The following is a 19,820-nucleotide window of genomic DNA, read 5'->3' on the forward strand; positions in this document are numbered from 1 at the left end:
GGCGGGAGAGGCGGTGTCGCGTCCCGACCGTCGGCGAGGACCGCCGCGCCGGTGGCGACCGCGGCCACGGCCACGACCGTCGACAGGGTCGCCGCGGCCCGGGTACGCAGGGTGCGCTGCCGGCCGCGCCGGCGGACCTGCTCGACCGGCGCCCAGGTCAGGTTCTCGGTGTCGCGGTACAGGTCGGTGAAGGGTTGATCAGGCATTGCTGACCTCCTCGGGGAGGGTGGTGTCGAGCAGGGCGGCGAGAGCCTTGCGACCCCGGGCGAGGCGGGCCTTCACGGTGCCGGTCGGGGTGTTCGTCTGCGTCGCGATGTCGGCGACCGAGAGGTCGGCCAGGTGGTGCAGGACGATCGCCTGCCGCTGTTCCGCCGGTAACTGCCGCAGCGCCGCCACCAGGGCGACCGTGTTCTCCGAGGGTGGCCCGACCGTGGGGACCGGACCGTGCCGGCGGTAGGCGGTGATCCCGTTACGGATCTTGCGCCACCGGTTGACGAGGAGCCGGTAGCCCACGGTGCGGACCCACGCCTCGGGGTCGCCGTACCCGCCGACCAGGCGCCAGCGCTGCCAGGCCCGCACGTACGCCTCCTGGGCCGCGTCCTGCGCCTCGCCGAGGTCGCCGCTCAGCGCGTACAGCACGGTGACGATCCGGTGTCTGGTGGTGCGGTAGAACTCCTCGAAGCCGTCGTCCGGTTGCAATGTCCCTCCCCGTCGCGATCCTGCCCTCTGGTCACCCCGCAGCGGGGCGACGGGTTGCAGCGGGTCCGGTGCCGGCGGTCGACGCTCCGCCGGTGGGGGAGCCCGGGTCCGACTCGGGGATGACCGGGGATCATCCTGCGGCCGGAGCAGCCGCTGGTCGCGGCCGGATACGGTCGACGCATGACTGCTGAGCACCCGGCGCTCTCCCTGCGTGGCCTGGCGAAACACTTCGACGGCAAGGTCGCCGTCGCCGGTGTCGACCTCGACGTGCCGGCCGGCTCCTTCTACGGCCTGCTCGGCCCGAACGGCGCGGGGAAGACCACCACCCTGTCGATGGCGGTCGGGCTGCTCCGACCGGACGCCGGCGACGCCCGGGTGCTCGGTCACGACGTCTGGGCCGACCCGGTGCAGGCGAAGCAGCTGCTCGGCGTGATGCCCGACGGCGTACGGCTCTTCGACCGGCTCAGCGGCGCGGAGCTGCTCGCGTACCACGGTCTGCTGCGGGGGATGGACCCGGCGGTGGTCGACCAGCGGGCGGCGGAGCTGCTGGACGTGCTCGCGCTCGGCGACGCCGGCCGGACCCTGGTGGTCGACTACTCGGCGGGCATGAAGAAGAAGATCGGGCTGGCCTGTGCGTTGCTGCACGGGCCCCGGCTGCTGGTGCTGGACGAGCCCTTCGAGGCGGTCGACCCGGTGTCGGCCGCGCTGATCCGGGACATCCTGCACCGGTACGTGACCGGGGGCGGCACCGTCGTCTTCTCCAGCCACGTGATGGAGGTCGTCGAGCGGCTCTGCTCGCACGTGGCGATCCTGGCGGCGGGCACCATCAAGCGGGTCGGTCCCATCGACGAGGTGCGCGGCGGCCGCTCGCTGGAGCAGGTCTTCGTCGAGGTGGTCGGCGGCCGTACGGCGACCGGCGAGGAGTTGGCGTGGCTGTCGCGGTGACCGAACCGACCGTCTCCGCCCAGCCCGTCCGGAAGGTCTCCGCCCGGCACTTCGTCCGGCTCAAGCTGCGGGTGATGGGCAACAACTTCCGGGGTCAGGGCTGGCGGGTCGCCCTCTTCGTGGGCGGCGCGGTGGCCGGGCTCTGGTTCGCCGGCACCGGCTTCTTCCTCTTCGCCGCGCCCGGCCTGGCCGACGAGAGCCGCTGGGCGCTGATGGTGGCCGCCTTCGGCGGTGGCCTGACGGTGCTCGGCTGGCTGCTGTTGCCGCTGGTCTTCTTCGGGGTGGACGAGACGCTGGACCCGGCCCGGTTCGCGCTGCTGCCGCTGCCCCGCCGCACGCTCGTCACCGGGCTCTTCGCCGCCGCCTTCGTCAGCGTCCCCACGATCTCGGTGCTGCTGGCCCTGTGCGGGCTGGTGGTCACCGCCGGAGCGCTAGGCGGCTGGTCGGCCGCCGCGGTCGCCCTCGTCGGGGTGGTCGCCGGGCTGCTGCTCTGCGTCGCGGCGGCCCGGGCGGTGACCAGCGCCTTCGCCACGGCGCTGCGGTCCCGCCGGGTCCGTGACCTGGCCGCCGTGCTGCTCGCCGTCCTCGCCGCGCTGCTCGGGCCGTTGCAGCTCCTGGGCGTCGCCGCCCTCTCCGACGCCGACTGGGACCGCCTCGACGGGGTGGCCGAGGTGGTCGGCTGGACCCCGTTCGGCGCGCCCTGGACGGCCGGCATCGACGTGGCCGAGGGCCGCCCCTGGGCCGCGCCGGTGAAGCTGCTGATCACGGCGGCGACGATCGTCGCGCTGCTGGCCTGGTGGTCCCGCTCGATCGAGTCCGCGATGGTGGGCACGGCCAGTGCCGGGCCGGCCCGCCCCCAGCGCGGCGCGACCGGTGGAGCGGTCGCCCAGCTCTTCCCGAGGGCCGTCGGCTGGGCCCGGCGGGACCGGTTCGGCGCCCTCGTCGCCCGGGAGGCCCGCTACTGGTGGCGGGACGCCCGACGCCGGGCCAACCTGATCACCGTCGCGGTCGTCGGTCTCTTCGTGCCGGTCATGGTCAACGTGGGTGGCTCGGGCTTCTCCATCGACAGCGCCGAGGGGTTCAACGCCAGTCTCGACTCGTCCCCGGTGCTGTCCAGCCTGTCGATGCTCTTCGTCGGGCTGCTCGCCGCCGTCACCCTGGCCAACCAGTTCGGCTTCGACGGCAGCGCGTACGCGGCGAACGTGGTCGCGGGCGTCTCCGGCCAGCAGGAGCTGCGCGCCCGGATGGCCGCGTTCTCGCTCTACGTCCTGCCGATGCTGGCGGTGATCTCCGTGGTCGTCGCGGTGGTCATCGGCGAGCCCGGCTGGATCGGGCTGATGGCGGGCACGCTGTTCGGCACGTACGGCGCGGGGCTGGCGGTGAACTGCTTCGTCTCGGTGCTCGGGGCGTACTCGCTGCCGGAGACGAGCAACCCGTTCGCGCTGAACACCGGTGCCGGGATCGCGAAGAGCTTCCTCACCCTGCTGGCGATGCTCGCCACCGCGGTGGCGGCGGTGCCGATGGTGGTGGCCGCCGGGCTGCTCGGCGACGTCTGGCTCTGGCTGGCCCTGCCGCTCGGGGCCGCGTACGGCCTGGGGGCGGCGCTGCTCGGCGCGTACCTGGCCGGCGACGTGCTGGACCGCCGGATGCCGGAACTGCTCGCCACGGTCACCCCGCGCCGCTGACGATCGAACAGGACAATGGCCTGATGCCCGTCGTCGAAGCGGTGGTGACCGTGCCGGTCTCGCCCGAGCTGGCCTTCGCGGTCTCCCAGACCACCGCGCCCGTGCGCTACCGGTGGGACCCGTTCGTGCGTGAGCAGCACTTCACCGACGGGGCGACCCGGCCCGGCAAGGGGGTACGGACCTTCACCCGGTCCCGGCACGGCCTGACGATGGTCAGCGAGTACGTCTCCTGGGCCCCGCCGAGTCACGTCGGGATGAAGATGGTGCGTGGGCCGTGGTTCTTCGAGATGTTCGCCGGTGGGTGGCGGTTCGCGCCGGCCCCGGAGCCCGGCCACGCCATCGCCACCTGGCGGTACAGCTTCCGCTGCCGGCCCGCGTTCCTGCGCCCGGTCGCGGACCGGATCGGCTCCTGGCTGCTCGGCCGCGACATCCGCCGCCGGATCGCCGGGTACGCCGCCGGCTGCACCGACCCGGAGGTGCTGGCCGCCGCCCGCCGGTCACTGACCGCCGACGACTGACCACTCCAGCGGTACGCGCACCCTGCCGAGATCTTGGCAGGGAACGGCCCCTGGAGGGGCGCAGAACGTCCAAGATCTCGACGGCTGCACCGAGGGTCGGTGCCGGTAGGGTCAGCGGGTGAGCCGCGCGAACTTCCGCACCCTGTACCACGGGCAGGCATCCGGTGCCGGCTCGAGTTACGGCCTGTTTCTGATCCGGCGATCAGGGTCGTGGGCGCAGCACTGGGCATCGGTCAATCGGGGAGTGCAGCCTGTCCCGCCACCGCCGCTGGTGGACCTCGCACGTGAGACGGTCATCATGCTCTCGGTGGGGACCCGCCCCGTGCTGGGCTACGACGTCACGATCGAGGACGTCACCGTACGGGGGACGACCCTGGTGGTGACCGGCGTCGAGAGGCGCCCCGTGGGCGTCGCGACACTGGACATGGTCTGTTCACCGGTGCACATAGTGGCGGCGCGATTCGGCCCCGAGGCCTTCGAGGACATGCTGCTGAACCTGCACATCAAGCCCGCTGAGATCATGTGATCTGGTGACGTGGGGCCGCGAGGGCGGGCACTCACCGCACCGCATCACCGACGCGCCGGCAACAGCGGCGGCGCGCCGTCTGTCGACGCCAGGGGCCGCATCCGGGCCCGTCGGGGCGGGGCAGGCCGCACAATGTTTCACGTGAATCATGAGCCGGGCGCCGAGATCCACCACATCGACCCGTTCGCCGTGCCCGCCGACCAACGCTCGCCCGTACGCCGGCTGCGGGGTCGGCTGGCGTCGCCGGTGACGCTCTGGACGGCGCCCGAGCCGGCGGGCCTGACGGTCTCTTCCACGCTGGTCGCGGAGGGTGAGCCGGACCGACTGCTCGGCCTGGTCGACCCGGAGTCCGACCTGTGGGCGGCGGTCGAGTCCGCCGGCCGCTTCGCGGTGGCCCCGCTGAGCCCGGCGCACCGGCAGCTCGCCGACCGGTTCGCGGGCCTCTTCCCGTCCCCCGGCGGCCTGTTCGCCACCGGCACCTGGACCGACACCCCCTACGGCCCGGTGCCGGCCGACGCCGGCGGCTGGGCGGGGTGCCGGCTCGACTCGGCCCGCGAGTACGGCTGGGGCCTGCTGGTGGAGGCCACCATCGAGACCGTGGAGCTGACCGGGGAGGCGGACCCGCTGCTGCACTACCGGGGCCGCTACCGCGAGCTGACCTGACGACCGCCACCGGCGGCGTCAACGGCGACCGTCCGGCCCACCCGGGGCCACACCGACGACCGGTGAACGGAGTGAGCTGCGTCACTCGGCGCAGCCACCGTGCCGTTCGGCGCAGCCGCCGACCGGCGTCGATCTCGCCCTTCCGTGGCGGGGAGCCCGCTTTCTACCGTGCGCGAAACTCCCCACGCCTGTGAAGGTGGTGATCCACGAATGTCCACGGACACACCCGCGTCCACGCCGTCGACCTCGGCGGCGGACCGGTACCTGGCCGTGCAGCGGTCGGACGAGTTCGCCGGGTTGCGGCGCACGCTGCGCGGCTTCATCTTCCCGATGACCGTCGCGTTCTTCCTGTGGTACGCGCTCTACGTCATCCTGTCCGCGTACGCGCGGGACTTCATGGGCACGAAGCTCTTCGGCAGCAACATCAACATCGCCCTCGTCTTCGGCCTGCTCCAGTTCGTCTCGACCTTCCTCATCGCCTGGCTCTACTCCCGGTTCGCCGACCGGAAGATCGACCCGGTCGCCGACCGGATCCGCGCCGAGATGGGGGAGGTGGGCAATGAACACGGTCCTCGCGGCTGAGGCGGGCAGCACCACCGCCCGCAACCTCACCATCACGCTCTTCCTGGTCTTCGTGGCGGTGACCCTGGCCATCACCATCTGGGCCAGCCGGCAGACCAAGACCGCCACCGACTTCTACGCCGGTGGCCGGTCCTTCTCCGGTTTCCAGAACGGCATGGCCATCGGCGGCGACTACATGTCGGCCGCCTCGTTCCTCGGCATCGCCGGCATGATCGCCCTCTACGGCTACGACGGCTTCCTCTATTCCATCGGCTTCCTGGTCGCCTGGCTGGTGGCGCTGCTGCTGGTCGCGGAGCTGCTGCGCAACTCCGGCCGGTACACGATGGCCGACGTGCTGGCCTTCCGGATGCGCCAGCGCCCGGTGCGGACCGCCGCGGCCGTCTCCACCATCACGGTGTCGATCTTCTACCTGCTGGCGCAGATGGTCGGCGCGGGCGCGCTGGTCGCCCTGCTGCTCGGCATCAAACCGGGTACGACGTTCCTCGGCATGGACGCCGACACCGCCAAGGTCGCCACCATCATCATGGTCGGCGCGCTCATGATCGTCTACGTCACGGTGGGCGGCATGAAGGGCACCACCTACGTGCAGATCGTCAAGGCGTTCCTGCTGATGGGCGGCGCGACGATCATGACGGTGCTGGTGCTGGCGAAGTACAACTTCAACCTGTCGGAGCTGCTCGGTGCCGCCGCGGCCTCCTCCGGCAAGGGCGACGCGCTCCTCGGACCGGGGTTGCGCTACGGGGTCGAGGTGGCCGGCGACGCGACGCAGACCTTCTACAACAAGATGGACCTGCTGTCGCTCGGCATCGCGCTGGTGCTCGGCACCGCCGGCCTGCCGCACATCCTGATCCGCTTCTACACCGTGCCGACGGCGAAGACGGCCCGCAAGAGCGTGCTCTGGGCGATCGGCATCATCGGCACCTTCTACCTGCTCACCCTGGCCCTCGGCTTCGGCGCGGCGGCGCTGGTCGGCAGCGAGGCGATCACCGCGCAGGACAAGGCCGGCAACACGGCCGCGCCGCAGCTCGCCGAGGCGCTCGGCATCGAATTCTTCGGCGGCGATCTCGGCGGGGCGACCCTGCTCGCGGTCATCGCGGCGGTCGCCTTCGCCACGATCCTGGCCGTGGTGGCCGGCCTGACCCTGGCCTCCTCGTCCAGCCTCGCGCACGACTTCTACGCCAACGTGATCAAGGACGGTAAGGCGTCCGAGCGGCAGGAGGTCAGGGTCGCCCGGGTCTCCGCCCTGGTGATCGGCGCGATCTCGATCGTGCTGTCGATCTACGCGCAAAACCTGAACGTGGCCTTCCTGGTGGCGTTGGCGTTCGCGGTGGCCGCCTCCGGCAACCTGCCGGCGATCCTCTACAGCCTGTTCTGGCGGCGGTTCAACACCTCGGGCGCGGTGTGGGCCATCTACGGCGGCCTGCTCTCCGCCGTCCTGCTGGTGTTCTTCTCGCCGGTGGTCTCCGGCGCGCCCACCTCGATGTTCCCCGAGCACGACTGGCAGTGGTTCCCGCTGTCCAACCCGGGCATCCTGTCCATCCCGTTCGGTTTCCTGTGCGGGTGGATCGGCACCGTGATCTCCAAGGAGCACGACGAGGAGAAGTACGCGGAGCTGGAGGTGCGTTCCGTCACCGGCGCCGGCGCCCACTGACGGGCCTCCCACAGATGCGGGGCAGGGTCCCTCGTCGTCGCCGGGCGACGAGGGACCCTTCCTTGCGTCAGGGCGACTCGGGACAGTGGGTAGGCTGACCGGCATGAACGCTGTTGCCCGCTTCGGACCCGGTCACCGCATCCTCGTCACGGGCGGCGCCGGCTTCGTACCGTCGCACCTGGTGGACTCCCTGATCGCTCGCGGCTGCACCGTGGTCGCGCTCGACAACTTCATCACCGGGTCGAAGGAGAACGTCGCCCACCTGCTGGACGAGCCGAACTTCACCCTGGTCGAGGCCGACATCTCCGACGGCCTGCCGACCCACCACCCGGCGATGGCCGAGCGGTTCGACGCCATCCTGCACATGGCCTCGCCGGCGAGCCCGACCGACTTCGAGAAGCTGCCGGTGGAGATCCTCCGCGTCGGCTCGGTGGCCACCCTGCACCTGCTGGAGCGCGCGGTCGCCGACGGCGCCCGCTTCCTGATGGCCTCCACCTCCGAGGCGTACGGGGACCCGAAGGAGCACCCGCAGCCCGAGTCGTACTGGGGCAACGTCAACCCGATCGGCATCCGCAGCGTCTACGACGAGGCGAAGCGCTTCTCCGAGGCGGCCACCATGGCCTACCACCGGAGCCGGGGGCTCGACACGGCCATCGTCCGGATCTTCAACACGTACGGCCCGCGGATGCGCCCGGACGACGGCCGGGCCATCCCGACCTTCATCTCCCAGGCGCTGCGCGGCGAGCCGATCACCGTGCACGGCACCGGCAACCAGACCCGTTCGATCTGCTACGTGTCCGACCTGGTGCACGGCATCCTGCTGCTCCTCGACTCCCGCGAGACGGGGCCGATCAACTGCGGCACCGAGCACGAGATGAGCATGCGGCAGCTGGCCGAGACGATCGTGGCGCTCACCGGGAGCAGCTCCGAGGTGACCTACATCACCCGCAGCGCCGACGATCCGGAGATGCGCCGCCCGGACCTGACCCTCGCCCGCGAGCTGCTCGGATACGAGCCGACCGTGGCGCCCGAGGACGGCCTCCGCCGCACCATCGAGTACTTCCGCGAGCGGATGGTCTAGCGAACGCCCGCCGCCGGCGCACACGTCGGCGGCGCCACAGGGCGACAGTGGCTACGCGTACGTACCCTGAGTTACATGTCAGCGACCATGCCCGCCGGAGTTCCACTCCCGCATCTGCACCGCAGCGCCGGGCGCGCCTCGGTGCCCGGCCCCGGCCGGGACGCCGGACGCGCCCGGCCGGCCGAGGCCCGCTGGTCCCCGGCAGCGGACGAGCCACGGGCCGGCGGCCCGGGCGGTCCCGCGGGTCCGGGCGGACCGGCCGGGCCAGGCGGACCGGCCGGACCGGACCGGCCCGGCCGGGGCGGCGTCCGCCCCCGTTGGGGCCGGATCGCCCTGGTGGCCGGCGTGGCCGTGCTGGTGCTCGCGCTGCTCGGCGGGGTGGGCGCCTGGTTCTACGCCCGCGGCCTCGACGACGACCTGGCCCGCACCGACCCGTTCTCGGAGATCACGGGGGGCCGCCCGGCCAAGGCAGTGGACGGCGCCCTGAACATCCTGCTGGTGGGCAGCGACTCCCGGGACCCGGACGCCCCGGTGGACAAGTCCAGCAAGTGGCGGGCCGACACGATCATCGTGATGCACATCCCGTCGGACCACCAGAAGGCCTACCTGGTCTCCATCCCCCGTGACCTCTACGTGCCGATCCCGGAGGGCGCCAACGCCGACTGCGGCAGCGGGCAGCGGGGGAAGATCAACGCCGCCTTCGCCTTCGGCGGGCTGCCGCTGGCCGTCCGGACGGTGGAGTGCTTCACCGACGTGCGGCTCGACCACGTGATGGCGATCGACTTCGCCGGCTTCAAGCAGGTCACCGACGCCCTCGGCGGCGTCGACCTGAAGGTCGAGCGGACCGTCACCTCGATCCACAAGCCGTACCGGACGTTCACCAAGGGCACCAACCACATGGACGGCGCCGAGGCGCTGGACTGGATCCGGCAGCGCAAGCAGTTCCCGGACGGCGACTTCGCCCGGATGCGGCACCAGCAGGAGTTCCTCCGCGCCCTGATGGACAAGGCGGCGAGCACGGGCACGCTGACCAATCCGAAGAAGCTGAACGACTTCCTCAAGTCGGTCACCGCCGCGGTCACCGTCGACCAGGGCTTCTCGCTTGTCGACATGGGGGTCCAGTTCCGCAACCTGCGCGGCGAGAACCTCACCTTCGTGACCAGCCCGCACGTCGGCAGCCAGACCATCGACGGTGAGTCGGTGGTGGTGTCGGACAAGGAGAAGGCGCTGACCATGTACAAGGCGATGTCGGCCGACACCATGACGGCATGGGTCGAGGCCAACCAGAAGAAGAAGGACGGCACCGGAAACTGACCAGCTCCGCCGGCCGGCCCTCCCGTGATCGACGAACGTCATCACGATTCGGAGGGCCGGCCGACCGCTTCCTGTGAGCCAACCGCCGACCAGCCGTATCGATCTGTCCGTTCGGTCAGTTCTCCTGGATGACGGCCGTACGAACGGTATTTGACGGTCGGACGACCTCGCCAGGACGGGAAAGCGTCCGTAAAGTGATCCCGCCCCCCTGACAACGCGAGCTGGAGCACGCATGCCGGTTCAGACCAGCCGTCGCCCTCCGGCGCTGGAGTCCCCCCGTGGCCCGGTCCGGGCCTCCACGAGCATCCCGAAGCCGCCCGTCAAGGGCGGCAAGCCCGGTGGCGGGTCCGCGAAGAAGCGGTCACGCCGCAAGGATCCGCTCTGGGCCCGGCTCACCCTGATCTTCGGCGCCGTGCTGATGGTCGCCAGCGGTGCGGCCATCGTCGGCAGCAAGGCGCTGATCAGCAGCGCCACCGGCAACATCGCCCAGCGCAACCTGCTCGGCGACGCGGGCAAGACCGACGCCGAGGGTGGCGCCAGCCTGGACGGCCCGATCGACATGCTGCTGCTCGGCGTGGACGCCCGGGAGCGGTGGGCCGCCGACAACGTGCGGGCCGACAGCATCATCGTGCTGCACATCCCGGCGACGCACGACCAGGCGTACCTGATCTCGATCCCCCGGGACACCGAGGCCCAGATCCCGGCCTTCAAGCCGAGCGGCTACAAGGGCGGCGTCGACAAGATCAACGCGGCGTTCCAGGCGGGCGCCGGCAACGGCGGCGGCTGGGAGGGCGGCGCCCAGCTGATGGCGCAGACGATCAAGAAGATGACCGGGATCAGCTTCGACGGCGCGGCGATCATCAACTTCGGCGGATTCAAGAACGTCATCGACGCCCTCGGCACGGTCCGCATCTGCGTCAAGCAGGAGGTCGAGTCGATCCACATGTCGTACGTGGACGGCAAGCCGATGTGGAACGCCGACGCGAAGAAGACCGGCAAGCAGCGGACGCCCGTGTTACACAAGAAGGGCTGCCGCGAGATGGAGGGCTGGGCGGCGCTGGACTACTCCCGGCAGCGCAAGAGCCTCAAGAACGGCGACTACGACCGGCAGCAGAACCAGCAGCAGCTGATCAAGGCGATGGCGAAGAAGGCCACCGAGGACGGGACGCTGACCAATCCGATCAAGCTGAACAAGCTGATGGACGCGGCCGGCAAGGCGTTCATCCTCGACACCGGCGGCGTGCCGGTCGCCGACTTCGTCTTCACCATGCGCGGGGTGACCGGCAACGACCTGGTGATGCTGAAGACCAACGGCGGCACCTTCCACAGCGACGGCACCCGCGAGACGCTCAGCGAGCAGACGCTGGACATGTTCCGCGCGGCGAAGCAGGACAAGCTGGCCGAGTTCGTCTTCGCCAACCCCGAGGTGGTCTCGAACCGCGAGTGACGCCGTCCGGGTCGGTTCGCCGGGCGATGTCGGCGAATCGGCCCGGACGGCCGGGGCCGACCCCTAGCCTGACGTGAGAAGCATTCACGTACGGGTCGCGGGGAGGCGTCACGTCCAGATCGACGGGCGACGGTCGGGGCCGGGTCGGGGCCGACGCCCGGCCCGCCCGGCCGCCCCGCGTCCGCTGGCCCCGGCTGCTGCTCGGCCTGGGCCTGGCCCTGGTGCTGCTGGCCGGGCTCGCCGTGGTGGGCCTGGAGGTGCTGAGCGACCGGTACGAGGGCAGCGTCGTCCGGGAGCAACTGCTCGACCCCACCGCCCGCCAGAAGCGCACCGACCCCGACGGGCCGCTGAACTACCTGCTGGTGGGAACCGACCGCTGGCAGAGCGGCAGCGCGGCGGACCGACGCTCGGACACCATCCTCATCGTGCACGTCCCCGCCGGCGGGCGCGAGGCGTACCTGGTCTCCGTCCCCCGGGACCTGCTCGTGGCCATCCCCGCCGGCAACGGCTACGGCGGCGGCCAGGACAAGATCAATGCGGCGTACGAGCACGGCGGCGGCGGCCAGCCGGGCACCCGCCTGCTCTCGGCCACCCTGTCCCGGTTGACCGGCATCCGCTTCGACGGCGCGGCCCTGATCGACTTCTCCGGCTTCCGCAAGGTCATCGACCTGCTCGGCGGCGTACGCATGTGCGTGGACACCGAGGTCCGCTCGATCCACACCGACCGCGTCTTCGCGCCCGGCTGCCAGCAGATGGACGGCGGCCAGGCGCTGGACTACGTCCGCCAGCGCTACGACCTGCCGGGGGGCGACTACGACCGGCAGACCCACCAGCAGCAACTGCTCCGGGCGGTGCTGGAGCGCACGAGCGAGACGTCGCTGCGGACCAACCCGGTCAAGCTGGACCAGGTGATCCGCGCCGTGGGCGGCTCGTTGACCGTGGACACCAACGGCGTACGGCTGGAGGACCTGGTCCTCGCGCTGCGCGACCTGCCGGCGGACGCGCTGCGCGGCGTGCAGGTCCCCTCCCACCCCCAGACCATCGACCAGGTGTCGTACGTGGTGCTCGACAACGGCGGGAACGGCCTCTTCGAGGCGGTACGCGGCACCCGCGTGCCGGACTGGGCGCGCGCCAACCCGCGGTGGGTCACCCGGCTGTGACGCCCGGGGGCGGCCCGCCGCCGGCCGCCCGGGCGAGGATCTAGGCTTGGCCCGTGTTCGGATCCCAGGTTCCCACCGTGACCGTGACCGAGATCGCCGACGACGCGTACCTGCTCGACGTCCGGGAGGACGACGAGTGGAACGCCGGCCACGCTCCCGGCGCACACCACCTGCCGATGATGGAGCTGCCGGCCCGGATCGCCGAGGTGCCGACCGATTGCGACGTCGCCGTCATCTGCCGCTCCGGCGGGCGCTCCGCGCAGGTCGTCGCCTACCTGATGCGCAACGGGTGGGACCAGGTGCGCAACGTCGAGGGCGGGATGGGCGAGTGGGCCGCCGCCGGGCGAGGAGTGGTCCGCGAGGACGGGCAGCCGGGCCGGGTCCTCTAGGACGATCGGGATGGACGCCCCTCTCGTCTTCGCGCACCGCGGTTCCTCCCACGACCTGCCCGAGCACACCCTCGCGGCCTACCTGCGGGCCCTCGACGAGGGCGCGGACGGGCTGGAGTGCGACGTCCGGCTGACCCGGGACGGCCACCTGGTCTGCGTGCACGACCGCCGGCTCGACCGCACCAGCAACGGCCAGGGACTGGTCAGCGCCCGTACCCTCGCGGAGCTGGAGGCGCTGGACTTCGGCTCCTGGCACCCCGGCTGCGCGCCCGCCGACGGCGACGAGGTGCTCGACGAGTCGCACACGCGGCTGCTGACCCTGGAGCGGCTGCTGGACGCGGTGCTGGCCGCGGGCAGGCCGGTGCGGCTACTGGTGGAGACCAAGCACCCCTCCCGCCACGGCGGAAACGTCGAGCGCCGGCTCGTCGCGATGCTGCGGAGATACGGCCTGGCCGAGCCGAAACCGGACGATCCGGTACGGGTCACCGTCATGTCGTTCTCGCCGCTGGCCGTACGCCGGGTCCGGGGGCTGGCCCCCGCGCTGCCCACGGTGCTGCTGCTGGATGTGCTGCCGCGCTGGGTGCGGCTGGGGCGGCTGCCGTTCGGCATCCGGATCGCCGGCCCCGGCGTCGCCCTGGTGCGTGCCCGCCCGCAGTTGGTGCCCGCCCTACGGGCGGCGGGCAACCAGGTCTTCGTGTGGACCGTGAACGAGCCGGCGGACCTGGACCTCGTCCTGGCCGCCGGGGTGGACGGCATCATCACCGACCGGCCGGCGCACACGCTGGCCAGCCTGGGCCGCTGACCGGGGTGGCAGCGCGCGGAGGCCCGGTCGGGCAGGGGTGTCCCCGGACTGGCCGGCGGGGCACACTCGGAGGATGCCGGAGCGCACCGACCTCTCCGCTCTCATCGCCGGCCACACCACGGTGATCGAAATGATCAACTCGGGCGGCACCGGCCTTCCGGTGCTCACCCACCTGCTCCGCGTGGCCCGGTCGGCGCTCGGCGCGGCGGGCACGGCGTTCGTCGAGTTCGCGCCGACCGGCGGCCGGGTGATCGCCGCGACCGGCGCCGCCGAGTGGGCCGTCGGCCACCCCGTGCCGGCCGACGACCCAGCCACCGTCTGCCTGCTCTCCGGCGCGCGGGTGCGCCAGGTCCGCACGGACGAGCTGACCGGCAGGCTCTGCGCCGAACTCGCCGAACGGGGCCTGCTCCGGATGGTGGTCTCCCGCGCGGAGATCGGCGGGCTGACGGTCGGCAGCCTGCACGTGCTCTACCCCGACGGCGACGACCCGCCCGACGCCGAGCAGCACGCCGTCGCGGGCTACCTGGCCTCCTGCATCGCCCACATGTACGGCGACCAGACCGGGCTGCCCGTGCACGGCGACGGGCCGGTGGTGGCGGCGCTGGCGGACGGCCTGGCCGTGGTCGACCGGGACAACCACGTCCGGCTCTGGAATCCGGCCGCCGCCCGGGTCACCGGCCGTTCCGTGGCCCAGGCGCTCAACCAGCCGTTGCCCTTCCCGCTGCCCCCGTCCGGGCAGGTGCGTGACCACCGGATGCCGGACGGCCGCTGGCTCACGATCACCTCCGGGGAGCTGCCCGGCCCCGGCACCCTGCGGGTGGTCACCTTCCGGGACATCACCGACCAGCAGCGCCGCGACCACGACCGTGATCTCTTCGTGGCGGTGACCAGCCACGAGCTGCGTACGCCGGTGACCGTGATCAAGGGCTATGCGGACACGCTCACCGACCACTGGGAGTCGCTCACCGAGACCGACCGGCGGCAGGCCGCCCGCGTGATCGGGCAACGCGCCAACGAGCTGGCCCGGCTGGTGGACCGGCTGCTCTCCTCCGCCGCCGAGGCGGGGCCGGGCGACCAGCCTCCCGCCCCGTACGACCTCGGTGACGCGCTGCGCGCGGCGGCGGTCGACCTCCCGGCGGAGCTGCGGCAACGGCTCGTCCTCCGCCTCCCCGCGGACCTGCCCAAGGCGCTCGGCCACCGGCTGAGCCTCGCCACCGTGCTCACGGAGCTGTGCACGAACGCCGGCAAGTACTCCCCGCCCGGCTCGCTCATCGAGATCACCGCCGACGCGGACGGGTCGACGGTCTCCTTCCAGGTACGCGACCAGGGCATCGGCATCCGGCCGGAGCACGTGGAGCGGGCCTTCGACCGGTTCTGGCAGGGCGAGTCGGGCGACCGCCGCCGCTACGCCGGGGCCGGACTCGGCCTCTATCTCGTCCGTCGGATCGTTGAACAGCAGAATGGATGGGTATCCCTACGGCCGAGGGCCGGTGGCGGTACGGTCGCAGAGGTGCGGCTGCCCCGCGGGTGACCGGCGACGGGCAACGGGGGCGTGAAAGGGACGAAGGTGTCGACGGGAGCTGCCGATCGGGCATGGTGCGTGGTGGTCCCCCACCACGCCGCTGGGGCGCGGGTGGCGCGGCGACGCCTCGCCGAGGAGCTGGCCGACGTCGTACCCCCGCCGCTCCTGGCCGACCTCGTCGCGGTCCTCGCCGAACTGGTCGGCAACGCGGTCCGGCACGCCGACCCGCTGCCCGGCGGAGTGGTCCGGGTGGCCTGGCGGCTGCGCGACTCGTCCGGCGGCCAGCAGGTGCAGCTCCGGGTGACCGACGGCGGCGCCGCCGCGGGCCCCACGATGCGGATCGCCGACACCGACGCCGTCGACGGCCGGGGGCTGCACATCATCTCGGGGCTGGCCGACCGCTGGGGCGTCGAGCGGGACGGCCTGGGCCAGAGCGTGTGGGCCGAGTTCGACCCTGCCGACGTCACCCGGTCGGACCTTGCCGTGGCCGGCTGACCGACCGCGAGGGCGGGTCCCGCCCCGCCGGGCCGCCGGGGCCTCTAGGCTGTCTCGCCGTGAGCAAGCGTCGAAAGAGCCAGCGGGCCGCCGAAGCCACCCCCAAGCGGGAGAAGGTACGGGACATCTTCGTGCCCCGACCGTTCGAGGGGCTGACCGACGAGCCGGAGTGGATCGCCCTGCGGGAACTGGTGCCGGCCGCCTCCGCGCCGCTGCGGCTGGCCCCCGCCCTGGTCGAGGAGTTCGGCGACCGGGAGGTCACCCTGGCCACCGTGCTGCCGATGGCCACCCCGGCCATGACCAAGCCGGACGGGCGGGTCCTCATCGGGCTCCAGCGTCACCTCCAGTCGGGCGACGTCTCCCGGGACCTGGCCGAGGCGCTGCTCTGCGCGCTGCGGGCCGAGCCGGGCCGCCCGGTGCCCGTGCCGCCGCTGCCCGGCCCCGGCCCCCGGTTGCAGGACGTCCTCGCCGACGGCCCGCTGGAGGTCGGCATGCACGACGGGTTCGAGTTCTGGCTCGACCCGGGGGCCGGCGACGACCCGAACGTGCAGGCGTCCCTGGAGCGGGCGAACGCCGCGATCTACCCCACCGTACGGCTCGCCGCCGCCCGGGCCGCGTACTGGTGCCAGGTGCCGGAGAAGGCCCACGTGCGCTGGGTGCTGCCCGACGACGAGGACGCCGCGCTGGACGCGCTGTCCCGGCTGAGCGTCGCCGGCACGCTGGTGCTCGGCGAGAACACCCGCTTCGCGGGCATGTTCCGGGCCCACGGCCGGCTGGTGCCCGTCTGGGACCTGCCGGAGGACGTCCCGGCCGCCGACTGGGAGCAGCCGGTCGCCGACTTCGCCAAGCGCTACGCGGAGGCGCTCGCCGAGCCCACCCCCCTGGACGCCGCCGGCCGGCGGGCCCGCCACGGCCTGCTCGGCCGCCAACTCACCCTGCGCTGAGCCGGACGCCCCGCTCACCCTCCGCCCTCACATCGCAGCCGCCTCGCGCGGCGGCTGCGATGTGAGAATGGGACCTCCTGGACCGGACACGTCAGGAAGGGGCCCTTCCTTCCCCCGGTGCGCCCAGCGGCTCGCGGACCAGCGGGCAGGACATGCAGCGTGGTCCGCCCCGGCCCGAGCCCAGCTCTGAGCTGGCGATCGGAATCACCTCGATGCCGGCCCGCTCCAGCTGCGCGTTGGTCTCCGTGTTGCGCTCGTAGCCCACGCAGAGCCGGGGCGCGATGGCCAGGGTGTTGTTGCCGTCGTCCCACTGCTCGCGTTCCGCGGTCACCGGGTCCAGGCCGGTGTCGATGACCCGGAGCTGGGGCAGGTCCATCGCGTCGGCGGCGGCCCGCAGGAACGGCGCCGGGCCGTCCACCCGCGGGTCCTCACCGTCCGCCCCGGCGATCACCGTGTACGCCGACAGCGTGTGGGCGATGTTCGGGTACATCAGCACGGCGTCGACGTCCACCATCGTGCAGACGGTGTCGAGGTGCATGGTCGCCCGTTCCTGGGCGATCGGGACGACGAGGATGGTGTGCGCGAGCCCGGCGGCGAAGACCTGCCGGGCGAGGCGTTCCGCGCCGGCGGGCGTGGTCCGCTCGCCCACCCCCACGGCCAGCACCCCCGGCGCGAGCAGCAGCACGTCGCCGCCCTCCAGGTGCTCCAGGCCGGGCTGGTAGACGAGCTCGGTGCCGGCGAAGCGCGGATGGTGCCGGTAGATGGCGTCGGTCAGCGTGGTCTCCCGTCGCCGCGCCGGCATCGCCAGGCTGGTCACCCCGACCCGGTCGCCGACCCAGAACGAGGAGTCCCGGGTGAACAGCAGGTTGGGCAGCGGGTCGATGACGAAGTCGTGCCGGTCCATCAGGGTGTAGACGAGGCCGCCCGGGCGCTCCCGGCTGACCCGGAGCTCCTCGTGGGCCAGCCCGGCGATGAGCACGTCGGCGAGCGCGACGGGATCGAGGTACGCGAGGTGGTCGGCGACCCGGGCGCGCAGCGAGTCGCCGAGCCTGGGCGAACGGAGCACCTCCCCGGTGAGCTCGGCCCGCGCGTCGGCGACGGCGAGCGTCTCGGCGAGGAGGGTGGCAAGGTAGAGCACCTCGACGCCGCGCTCGCGCAGGGCGGCGGCGAAGGCGTCGTGCTCCTCCTGGGCCCGTCCGACCCATGGGATGGCGTCGAAGAGGAGCGAGTCGTTGTTCCGGGGGGTGAGCCGGGCCAACTCAGGACCGGGGCGGTGCAGCAGCACCGTCCCGAGCCGACCGACTTCGCTGTCCACGTAGTGGGTCACCCTCGCAGCGTAGGGCAGGGTTTGGCGGCATCCGATAAAACAGGGGTGGATGAATATGGCATTCATCCACACTCACTCCGGCGTTCCAACTTGCCGACACAGGGGACTGGCAACGTAGGGTAGTGAGGACATAACTTCGAGGGACCTTTTGCCGGAGGTCGCGATGACTGTCTTTCCCGCTCGTCAAGCCGTACCGTCCGCCCGGGCACTGCCGCCCGCGGCGGTGCCACACCCCCGCGTGGAGTCCCCGGGGGTGCTCGCACCCGTCCGTCCGTCCCCGTTGGAGTGGGCCCGCCGCCGCAGGGCGGAGCGGGGCGCCCGGCGGCTGGAGGCGGCCGGGGCACGGGCGCTCGGCCGGCTCGACCATCTCGGGCCCGCGTGGCACGTCATCGAGTGGCCCCGCACGGACGCCGCCGATCTCCTGCTCGACCACGAGCGCGACGAACGCGCCGGCTTCCTCGCCATCGGGCCGAGCGGGCTCTTCGCGGTCACCATCGCCGACCACGGCCGGGCCCGGGTGCTGGTGGCCGGCGACGTGGTCCAGATCAACGGCAAGCGCCCGCCCTACGTGGCCGAGGCCCGCCGCGACGCCAAGCGGGCCAGCAAGGCCCTCTCCGACGCCGTGGGACTGCCGATCCCGGTGACGCCGGTGCTGACCTTCGTCGGCTCCGGCGTCATCAGCGTCTACGGCCTGCCGAAGGACTGCCTCATGGCCACCCACCGCGAGCTGGACCGCCTGCTCATCGCCGGGGGCAGCCGGATCAGTCCGGCCACGGCCGAGAAGCTCTCGCGGGTCGCGCAGCACCCGGAGACCTGGGTGAACGGCGCGTACCGGCCGGCCGCGGACTACCGGTGGTACGAGGGCGGCCGAACGGCCGCTGACAAGCCGGCCAACCGACGGTAACGTCACCGGCGACGCCACGCACCCGGGTGCCGGTCGGCACCCGTCGGTCGCGCCGTCGCCGGCCGTCTGGTCAGGGCATCCCTCACCCACCGGCGGCCCGGCGACCACGCGCGGTCGGCGTCACCCGCGACGACCGGCTAGCGTGGACGGACCGTCGGTGTACATAGGAGGCGCGGTGGCCCACGTCGAACTCTCGCTCTCTGACGTGTTCGTGCCGGCGGCAGGAACACCGACAGGGCAGGAGTTCGACAACCTCGGTCGGTGGTCGTCGACCGTCTCCCACGCCGACGAGCCGTGCCTGCTCATCGACGCCGGGACGAGGGTCGTCGCCGTCTCCGTCGCCGGCTGCGAGCTGCTCTTCCTGGGCGACCCGGAGGACGTGACCGGGCTGCCGCTGCTCGACGGCGGGCTACGGCTGCTCGACTTCACCGCCAACCGCTGCGAGCTGACCGAGCCCGAGATCGACAAGATCCCGCCGCTGCTGGCGCTCTCCTCCGGGCGCCTGGCCCGAGGGCTGCTCCGGGTCCAGGCCGCGTCGACCGACTCGCCGGACTCGACCGTCGACGCGATCTCCACCCCGGTGTTCACCAGCGGGACGGTCGCCGGTTCGCTCACGTTCTTCTCCCCGGTCTGACCAGCGGCGGGATGTGGCGTTCGCCGCACGCGGCGAATCTGGGGCGGGCCCGCACCGAGGCCGTAAGGTGCCCTCATGCTCGATATCGCTCTGCTGCCGGGGAAGTACGCCGTGTGCCGCCTGGCCGCCGGCTCCGCCCTGCCGCCCGAGTTGTCGGGCGGGTTGAGCAACGGCGACGTCGTCACGGTGAGCTGGACGGCCGACGGGATTTCGCTGATCTGCCCCGCCGACCGGGCGCCCGAGCAGGCCGTCGGCGAGACCGCCTGGCGCTGCCTGCGGGTCGCCGAACCGCTCGACCTGGCGGTCAGCGGCACCCTCGCCGCGCTGGTGGACCCTCTCGCCGCAGCCCGGGTCAGCGTGGTCGCCTTCTCCACCTACGACACCGACTACCTGCTGGTTCCCGCCGTGCGGCTCCGCGAGGCGACCGCCGCGCTGGAGCGTGCCGGCCATCGCGTCCTCGGCTGATCTTCACCCGCCCGCCGGTTCCTCCTAGGATGGGCTCGGCCTCCCGGCCGCAGTGACGCTCCCCGAT

Annotated in this window: 21 protein-coding genes and 1 pseudogene; 19 read left to right on the plus strand and 3 right to left on the minus strand. The window is 72.5% G+C overall.

Annotation, left to right across the window (positions count from 1 at the left end; all coding sequences use genetic code 11):
- Together F6X68_RS17950 and F6X68_RS17955 are read right to left on the minus strand one after the other, a co-directional pair.
- Nucleotides 1-206, minus strand: a pseudogene (locus F6X68_RS17950) (hypothetical protein); the annotation flags it as partial.
- Nucleotides 199-699 carry a SigE family RNA polymerase sigma factor gene (locus F6X68_RS17955; RefSeq protein ID WP_151455373.1) on the minus strand — a complete coding sequence of 167 codons (501 nt, stop codon included), beginning with the start codon at nucleotides 697-699 and terminating at the stop codon, nucleotides 199-201. The pseudogene F6X68_RS17950 and the gene F6X68_RS17955, both read right to left, overlap by 8 nt.
- A 180-nt stretch (nucleotides 700-879) precedes the next feature.
- On the opposite strand from F6X68_RS17955, the gene F6X68_RS17960 reads away from it, so the two are divergent.
- The 16 genes from F6X68_RS17960 (at nucleotide 880) to F6X68_RS18035 (ending at nucleotide 16,423) form a co-directional block, all read left to right on the plus strand.
- On the plus strand, nucleotides 880-1,644 hold the full coding sequence (locus F6X68_RS17960) for an ABC transporter ATP-binding protein (protein WP_151455374.1): 765 nt from the start codon (nucleotides 880-882) through the stop codon (nucleotides 1,642-1,644).
- On the plus strand, nucleotides 1,629-3,329 hold the full coding sequence (locus F6X68_RS17965) for an ABC transporter permease (RefSeq protein WP_151455375.1): 1,701 nt from the start codon (nucleotides 1,629-1,631) through the stop codon (nucleotides 3,327-3,329). The genes F6X68_RS17960 and F6X68_RS17965 overlap by 16 nt, the downstream gene beginning before the upstream one ends.
- Before the next feature lie 23 nt (nucleotides 3,330-3,352).
- On the plus strand, nucleotides 3,353-3,847 hold the full coding sequence (locus tag F6X68_RS17970) for an SRPBCC family protein (RefSeq protein WP_151455376.1): 495 nt from the start codon (nucleotides 3,353-3,355) through the stop codon (nucleotides 3,845-3,847).
- A gap of 118 nt (nucleotides 3,848-3,965) precedes the next feature.
- Nucleotides 3,966-4,373 carry a hypothetical protein gene (locus F6X68_RS17975; RefSeq protein WP_151455377.1) on the plus strand — a complete coding sequence of 136 codons (408 nt, stop codon included), beginning with the start codon at nucleotides 3,966-3,968 and terminating at the stop codon, nucleotides 4,371-4,373.
- 99 nt (nucleotides 4,374-4,472) lie between these two features.
- Nucleotides 4,473-5,036, plus strand: a complete 564-nt coding sequence (locus tag F6X68_RS17980; RefSeq protein WP_370518962.1) for a flavin reductase family protein — start codon at nucleotides 4,473-4,475, stop codon at nucleotides 5,034-5,036.
- Between the two features lie 210 nt (nucleotides 5,037-5,246).
- On the plus strand, nucleotides 5,247-5,618 hold the full coding sequence (locus F6X68_RS17985; RefSeq protein ID WP_151455379.1) for a DUF485 domain-containing protein: 372 nt from the start codon (nucleotides 5,247-5,249) through the stop codon (nucleotides 5,616-5,618).
- Complete coding sequence (locus F6X68_RS17990; RefSeq protein WP_151455380.1) at nucleotides 5,596-7,269, plus strand: cation acetate symporter; 1,674 nt, start codon at nucleotides 5,596-5,598, stop codon at nucleotides 7,267-7,269. The genes F6X68_RS17985 and F6X68_RS17990 overlap by 23 nt, the downstream gene beginning before the upstream one ends.
- Nucleotides 7,270-7,372: 103 nt before the next feature.
- Complete coding sequence (locus F6X68_RS17995; RefSeq protein WP_151455381.1) at nucleotides 7,373-8,350, plus strand: UDP-glucuronic acid decarboxylase family protein; 978 nt, start codon at nucleotides 7,373-7,375, stop codon at nucleotides 8,348-8,350.
- 75 nt (nucleotides 8,351-8,425) lie between these two features.
- Nucleotides 8,426-9,664 (plus strand): LCP family protein, encoded by a 1,239-nt coding sequence (locus tag F6X68_RS18000; RefSeq protein WP_151455382.1) that lies wholly within the window; start codon nucleotides 8,426-8,428, stop codon nucleotides 9,662-9,664.
- A gap of 232 nt (nucleotides 9,665-9,896) precedes the next feature.
- Nucleotides 9,897-11,111: an LCP family protein gene (locus F6X68_RS18005; protein ID WP_151455383.1), complete on the plus strand. Its 1,215-nt coding sequence runs from the start codon at nucleotides 9,897-9,899 to the stop codon at nucleotides 11,109-11,111.
- 221 nt (nucleotides 11,112-11,332) lie between these two features.
- Complete coding sequence (locus F6X68_RS18010) at nucleotides 11,333-12,271, plus strand: LCP family protein (RefSeq protein ID WP_151455384.1); 939 nt, start codon at nucleotides 11,333-11,335, stop codon at nucleotides 12,269-12,271.
- Nucleotides 12,272-12,324: 53 nt separating this feature from the next.
- Nucleotides 12,325-12,660, plus strand: coding sequence for a rhodanese-like domain-containing protein (locus F6X68_RS18015; protein ID WP_151455385.1), 336 nt, complete (start codon nucleotides 12,325-12,327; stop codon nucleotides 12,658-12,660).
- Between the two features lie 10 nt (nucleotides 12,661-12,670).
- Nucleotides 12,671-13,462 carry a glycerophosphodiester phosphodiesterase family protein gene (locus F6X68_RS18020; RefSeq protein ID WP_151455386.1) on the plus strand — a complete coding sequence of 264 codons (792 nt, stop codon included), beginning with the start codon at nucleotides 12,671-12,673 and terminating at the stop codon, nucleotides 13,460-13,462.
- Nucleotides 13,463-13,535: 73 nt separating this feature from the next.
- Nucleotides 13,536-14,993 carry an ATP-binding protein gene (locus tag F6X68_RS18025; RefSeq protein WP_151455387.1) on the plus strand — a complete coding sequence of 486 codons (1,458 nt, stop codon included), beginning with the start codon at nucleotides 13,536-13,538 and terminating at the stop codon, nucleotides 14,991-14,993.
- Nucleotides 14,994-15,062: 69 nt separating this feature from the next.
- Nucleotides 15,063-15,479: an ATP-binding protein gene (locus tag F6X68_RS18030; protein WP_370518961.1), complete on the plus strand. Its 417-nt coding sequence runs from the start codon at nucleotides 15,063-15,065 to the stop codon at nucleotides 15,477-15,479.
- Nucleotides 15,480-15,538: 59 nt separating this feature from the next.
- The gene (locus F6X68_RS18035; protein WP_151455389.1) at nucleotides 15,539-16,423 is read left to right on the plus strand and encodes a DUF5926 family protein; all 885 of its coding nucleotides are present in this window, start codon (nucleotides 15,539-15,541) and stop codon (nucleotides 16,421-16,423) included.
- Between the two features lie 91 nt (nucleotides 16,424-16,514).
- Here F6X68_RS18035 and F6X68_RS18040 read toward each other — a convergent pair whose 3' ends face one another.
- Nucleotides 16,515-17,750, minus strand: coding sequence for an arginine deiminase (locus F6X68_RS18040; RefSeq protein WP_151455390.1), 1,236 nt, complete (start codon nucleotides 17,748-17,750; stop codon nucleotides 16,515-16,517).
- A gap of 163 nt (nucleotides 17,751-17,913) precedes the next feature.
- On the opposite strand from F6X68_RS18040, the gene F6X68_RS18045 reads away from it, so the two are divergent.
- From F6X68_RS18045 to F6X68_RS18055, 3 genes are all read left to right on the plus strand, one after another.
- On the plus strand, nucleotides 17,914-18,654 hold the full coding sequence (locus F6X68_RS18045) for a hypothetical protein (RefSeq protein WP_151455391.1): 741 nt from the start codon (nucleotides 17,914-17,916) through the stop codon (nucleotides 18,652-18,654).
- Nucleotides 18,655-18,829: 175 nt separating this feature from the next.
- A complete protein-coding gene (locus F6X68_RS18050) occupies nucleotides 18,830-19,288 on the plus strand; it encodes a hypothetical protein (RefSeq protein WP_151455392.1) in 459 nt (152 codons plus the stop codon).
- A 75-nt stretch (nucleotides 19,289-19,363) separates the two neighbouring features.
- Nucleotides 19,364-19,753, plus strand: a complete 390-nt coding sequence (locus tag F6X68_RS18055) for an ACT domain-containing protein (RefSeq protein ID WP_121397477.1) — start codon at nucleotides 19,364-19,366, stop codon at nucleotides 19,751-19,753.
- The last annotated feature ends 67 nt before the right edge of the window (nucleotides 19,754-19,820 follow it).

Origin of the sequence: Micromonospora sp. AMSO12t, from assembly GCF_008806585.1 — a bacterium.
GTDB classification, from domain to species: domain Bacteria; phylum Actinomycetota; class Actinomycetes; order Mycobacteriales; family Micromonosporaceae; genus Micromonospora; species Micromonospora reichwaldensis.

Bases quoted from the DNA above. Each gene is read 5' to 3' on its own strand.
- F6X68_RS17960 (WP_151455374.1), top strand. From the start codon at position 880: ATGACTGCTGAGCACCCGGCGCTCTCCCTGCGTGGCCTGGCGAAACAC.
- F6X68_RS17970 (WP_151455376.1), top strand. From the start codon at position 3,353: ATGCCCGTCGTCGAAGCGGTGGTGACCGTGCCGGTCTCGCCCGAGCTG.
- F6X68_RS17995 (WP_151455381.1), top strand. From the start codon at position 7,373: ATGAACGCTGTTGCCCGCTTCGGACCCGGTCACCGCATCCTCGTCACG.
- F6X68_RS18025 (WP_151455387.1), top strand. From the start codon at position 13,536: ATGCCGGAGCGCACCGACCTCTCCGCTCTCATCGCCGGCCACACCACG.
- F6X68_RS17990 (WP_151455380.1), top strand. From the start codon at position 5,596: ATGAACACGGTCCTCGCGGCTGAGGCGGGCAGCACCACCGCCCGCAAC.
- F6X68_RS18055 (WP_121397477.1), top strand. From the start codon at position 19,364: ATGCTCGATATCGCTCTGCTGCCGGGGAAGTACGCCGTGTGCCGCCTG.
- F6X68_RS18000 (WP_151455382.1), top strand. From the start codon at position 8,426: ATGTCAGCGACCATGCCCGCCGGAGTTCCACTCCCGCATCTGCACCGC.
- F6X68_RS18005 (WP_151455383.1), top strand. From the start codon at position 9,897: ATGCCGGTTCAGACCAGCCGTCGCCCTCCGGCGCTGGAGTCCCCCCGT.
- F6X68_RS18020 (WP_151455386.1), top strand. From the start codon at position 12,671: ATGGACGCCCCTCTCGTCTTCGCGCACCGCGGTTCCTCCCACGACCTG.
- F6X68_RS18045 (WP_151455391.1), top strand. From the start codon at position 17,914: ATGACTGTCTTTCCCGCTCGTCAAGCCGTACCGTCCGCCCGGGCACTG.
- F6X68_RS17985 (WP_151455379.1), top strand. From the start codon at position 5,247: ATGTCCACGGACACACCCGCGTCCACGCCGTCGACCTCGGCGGCGGAC.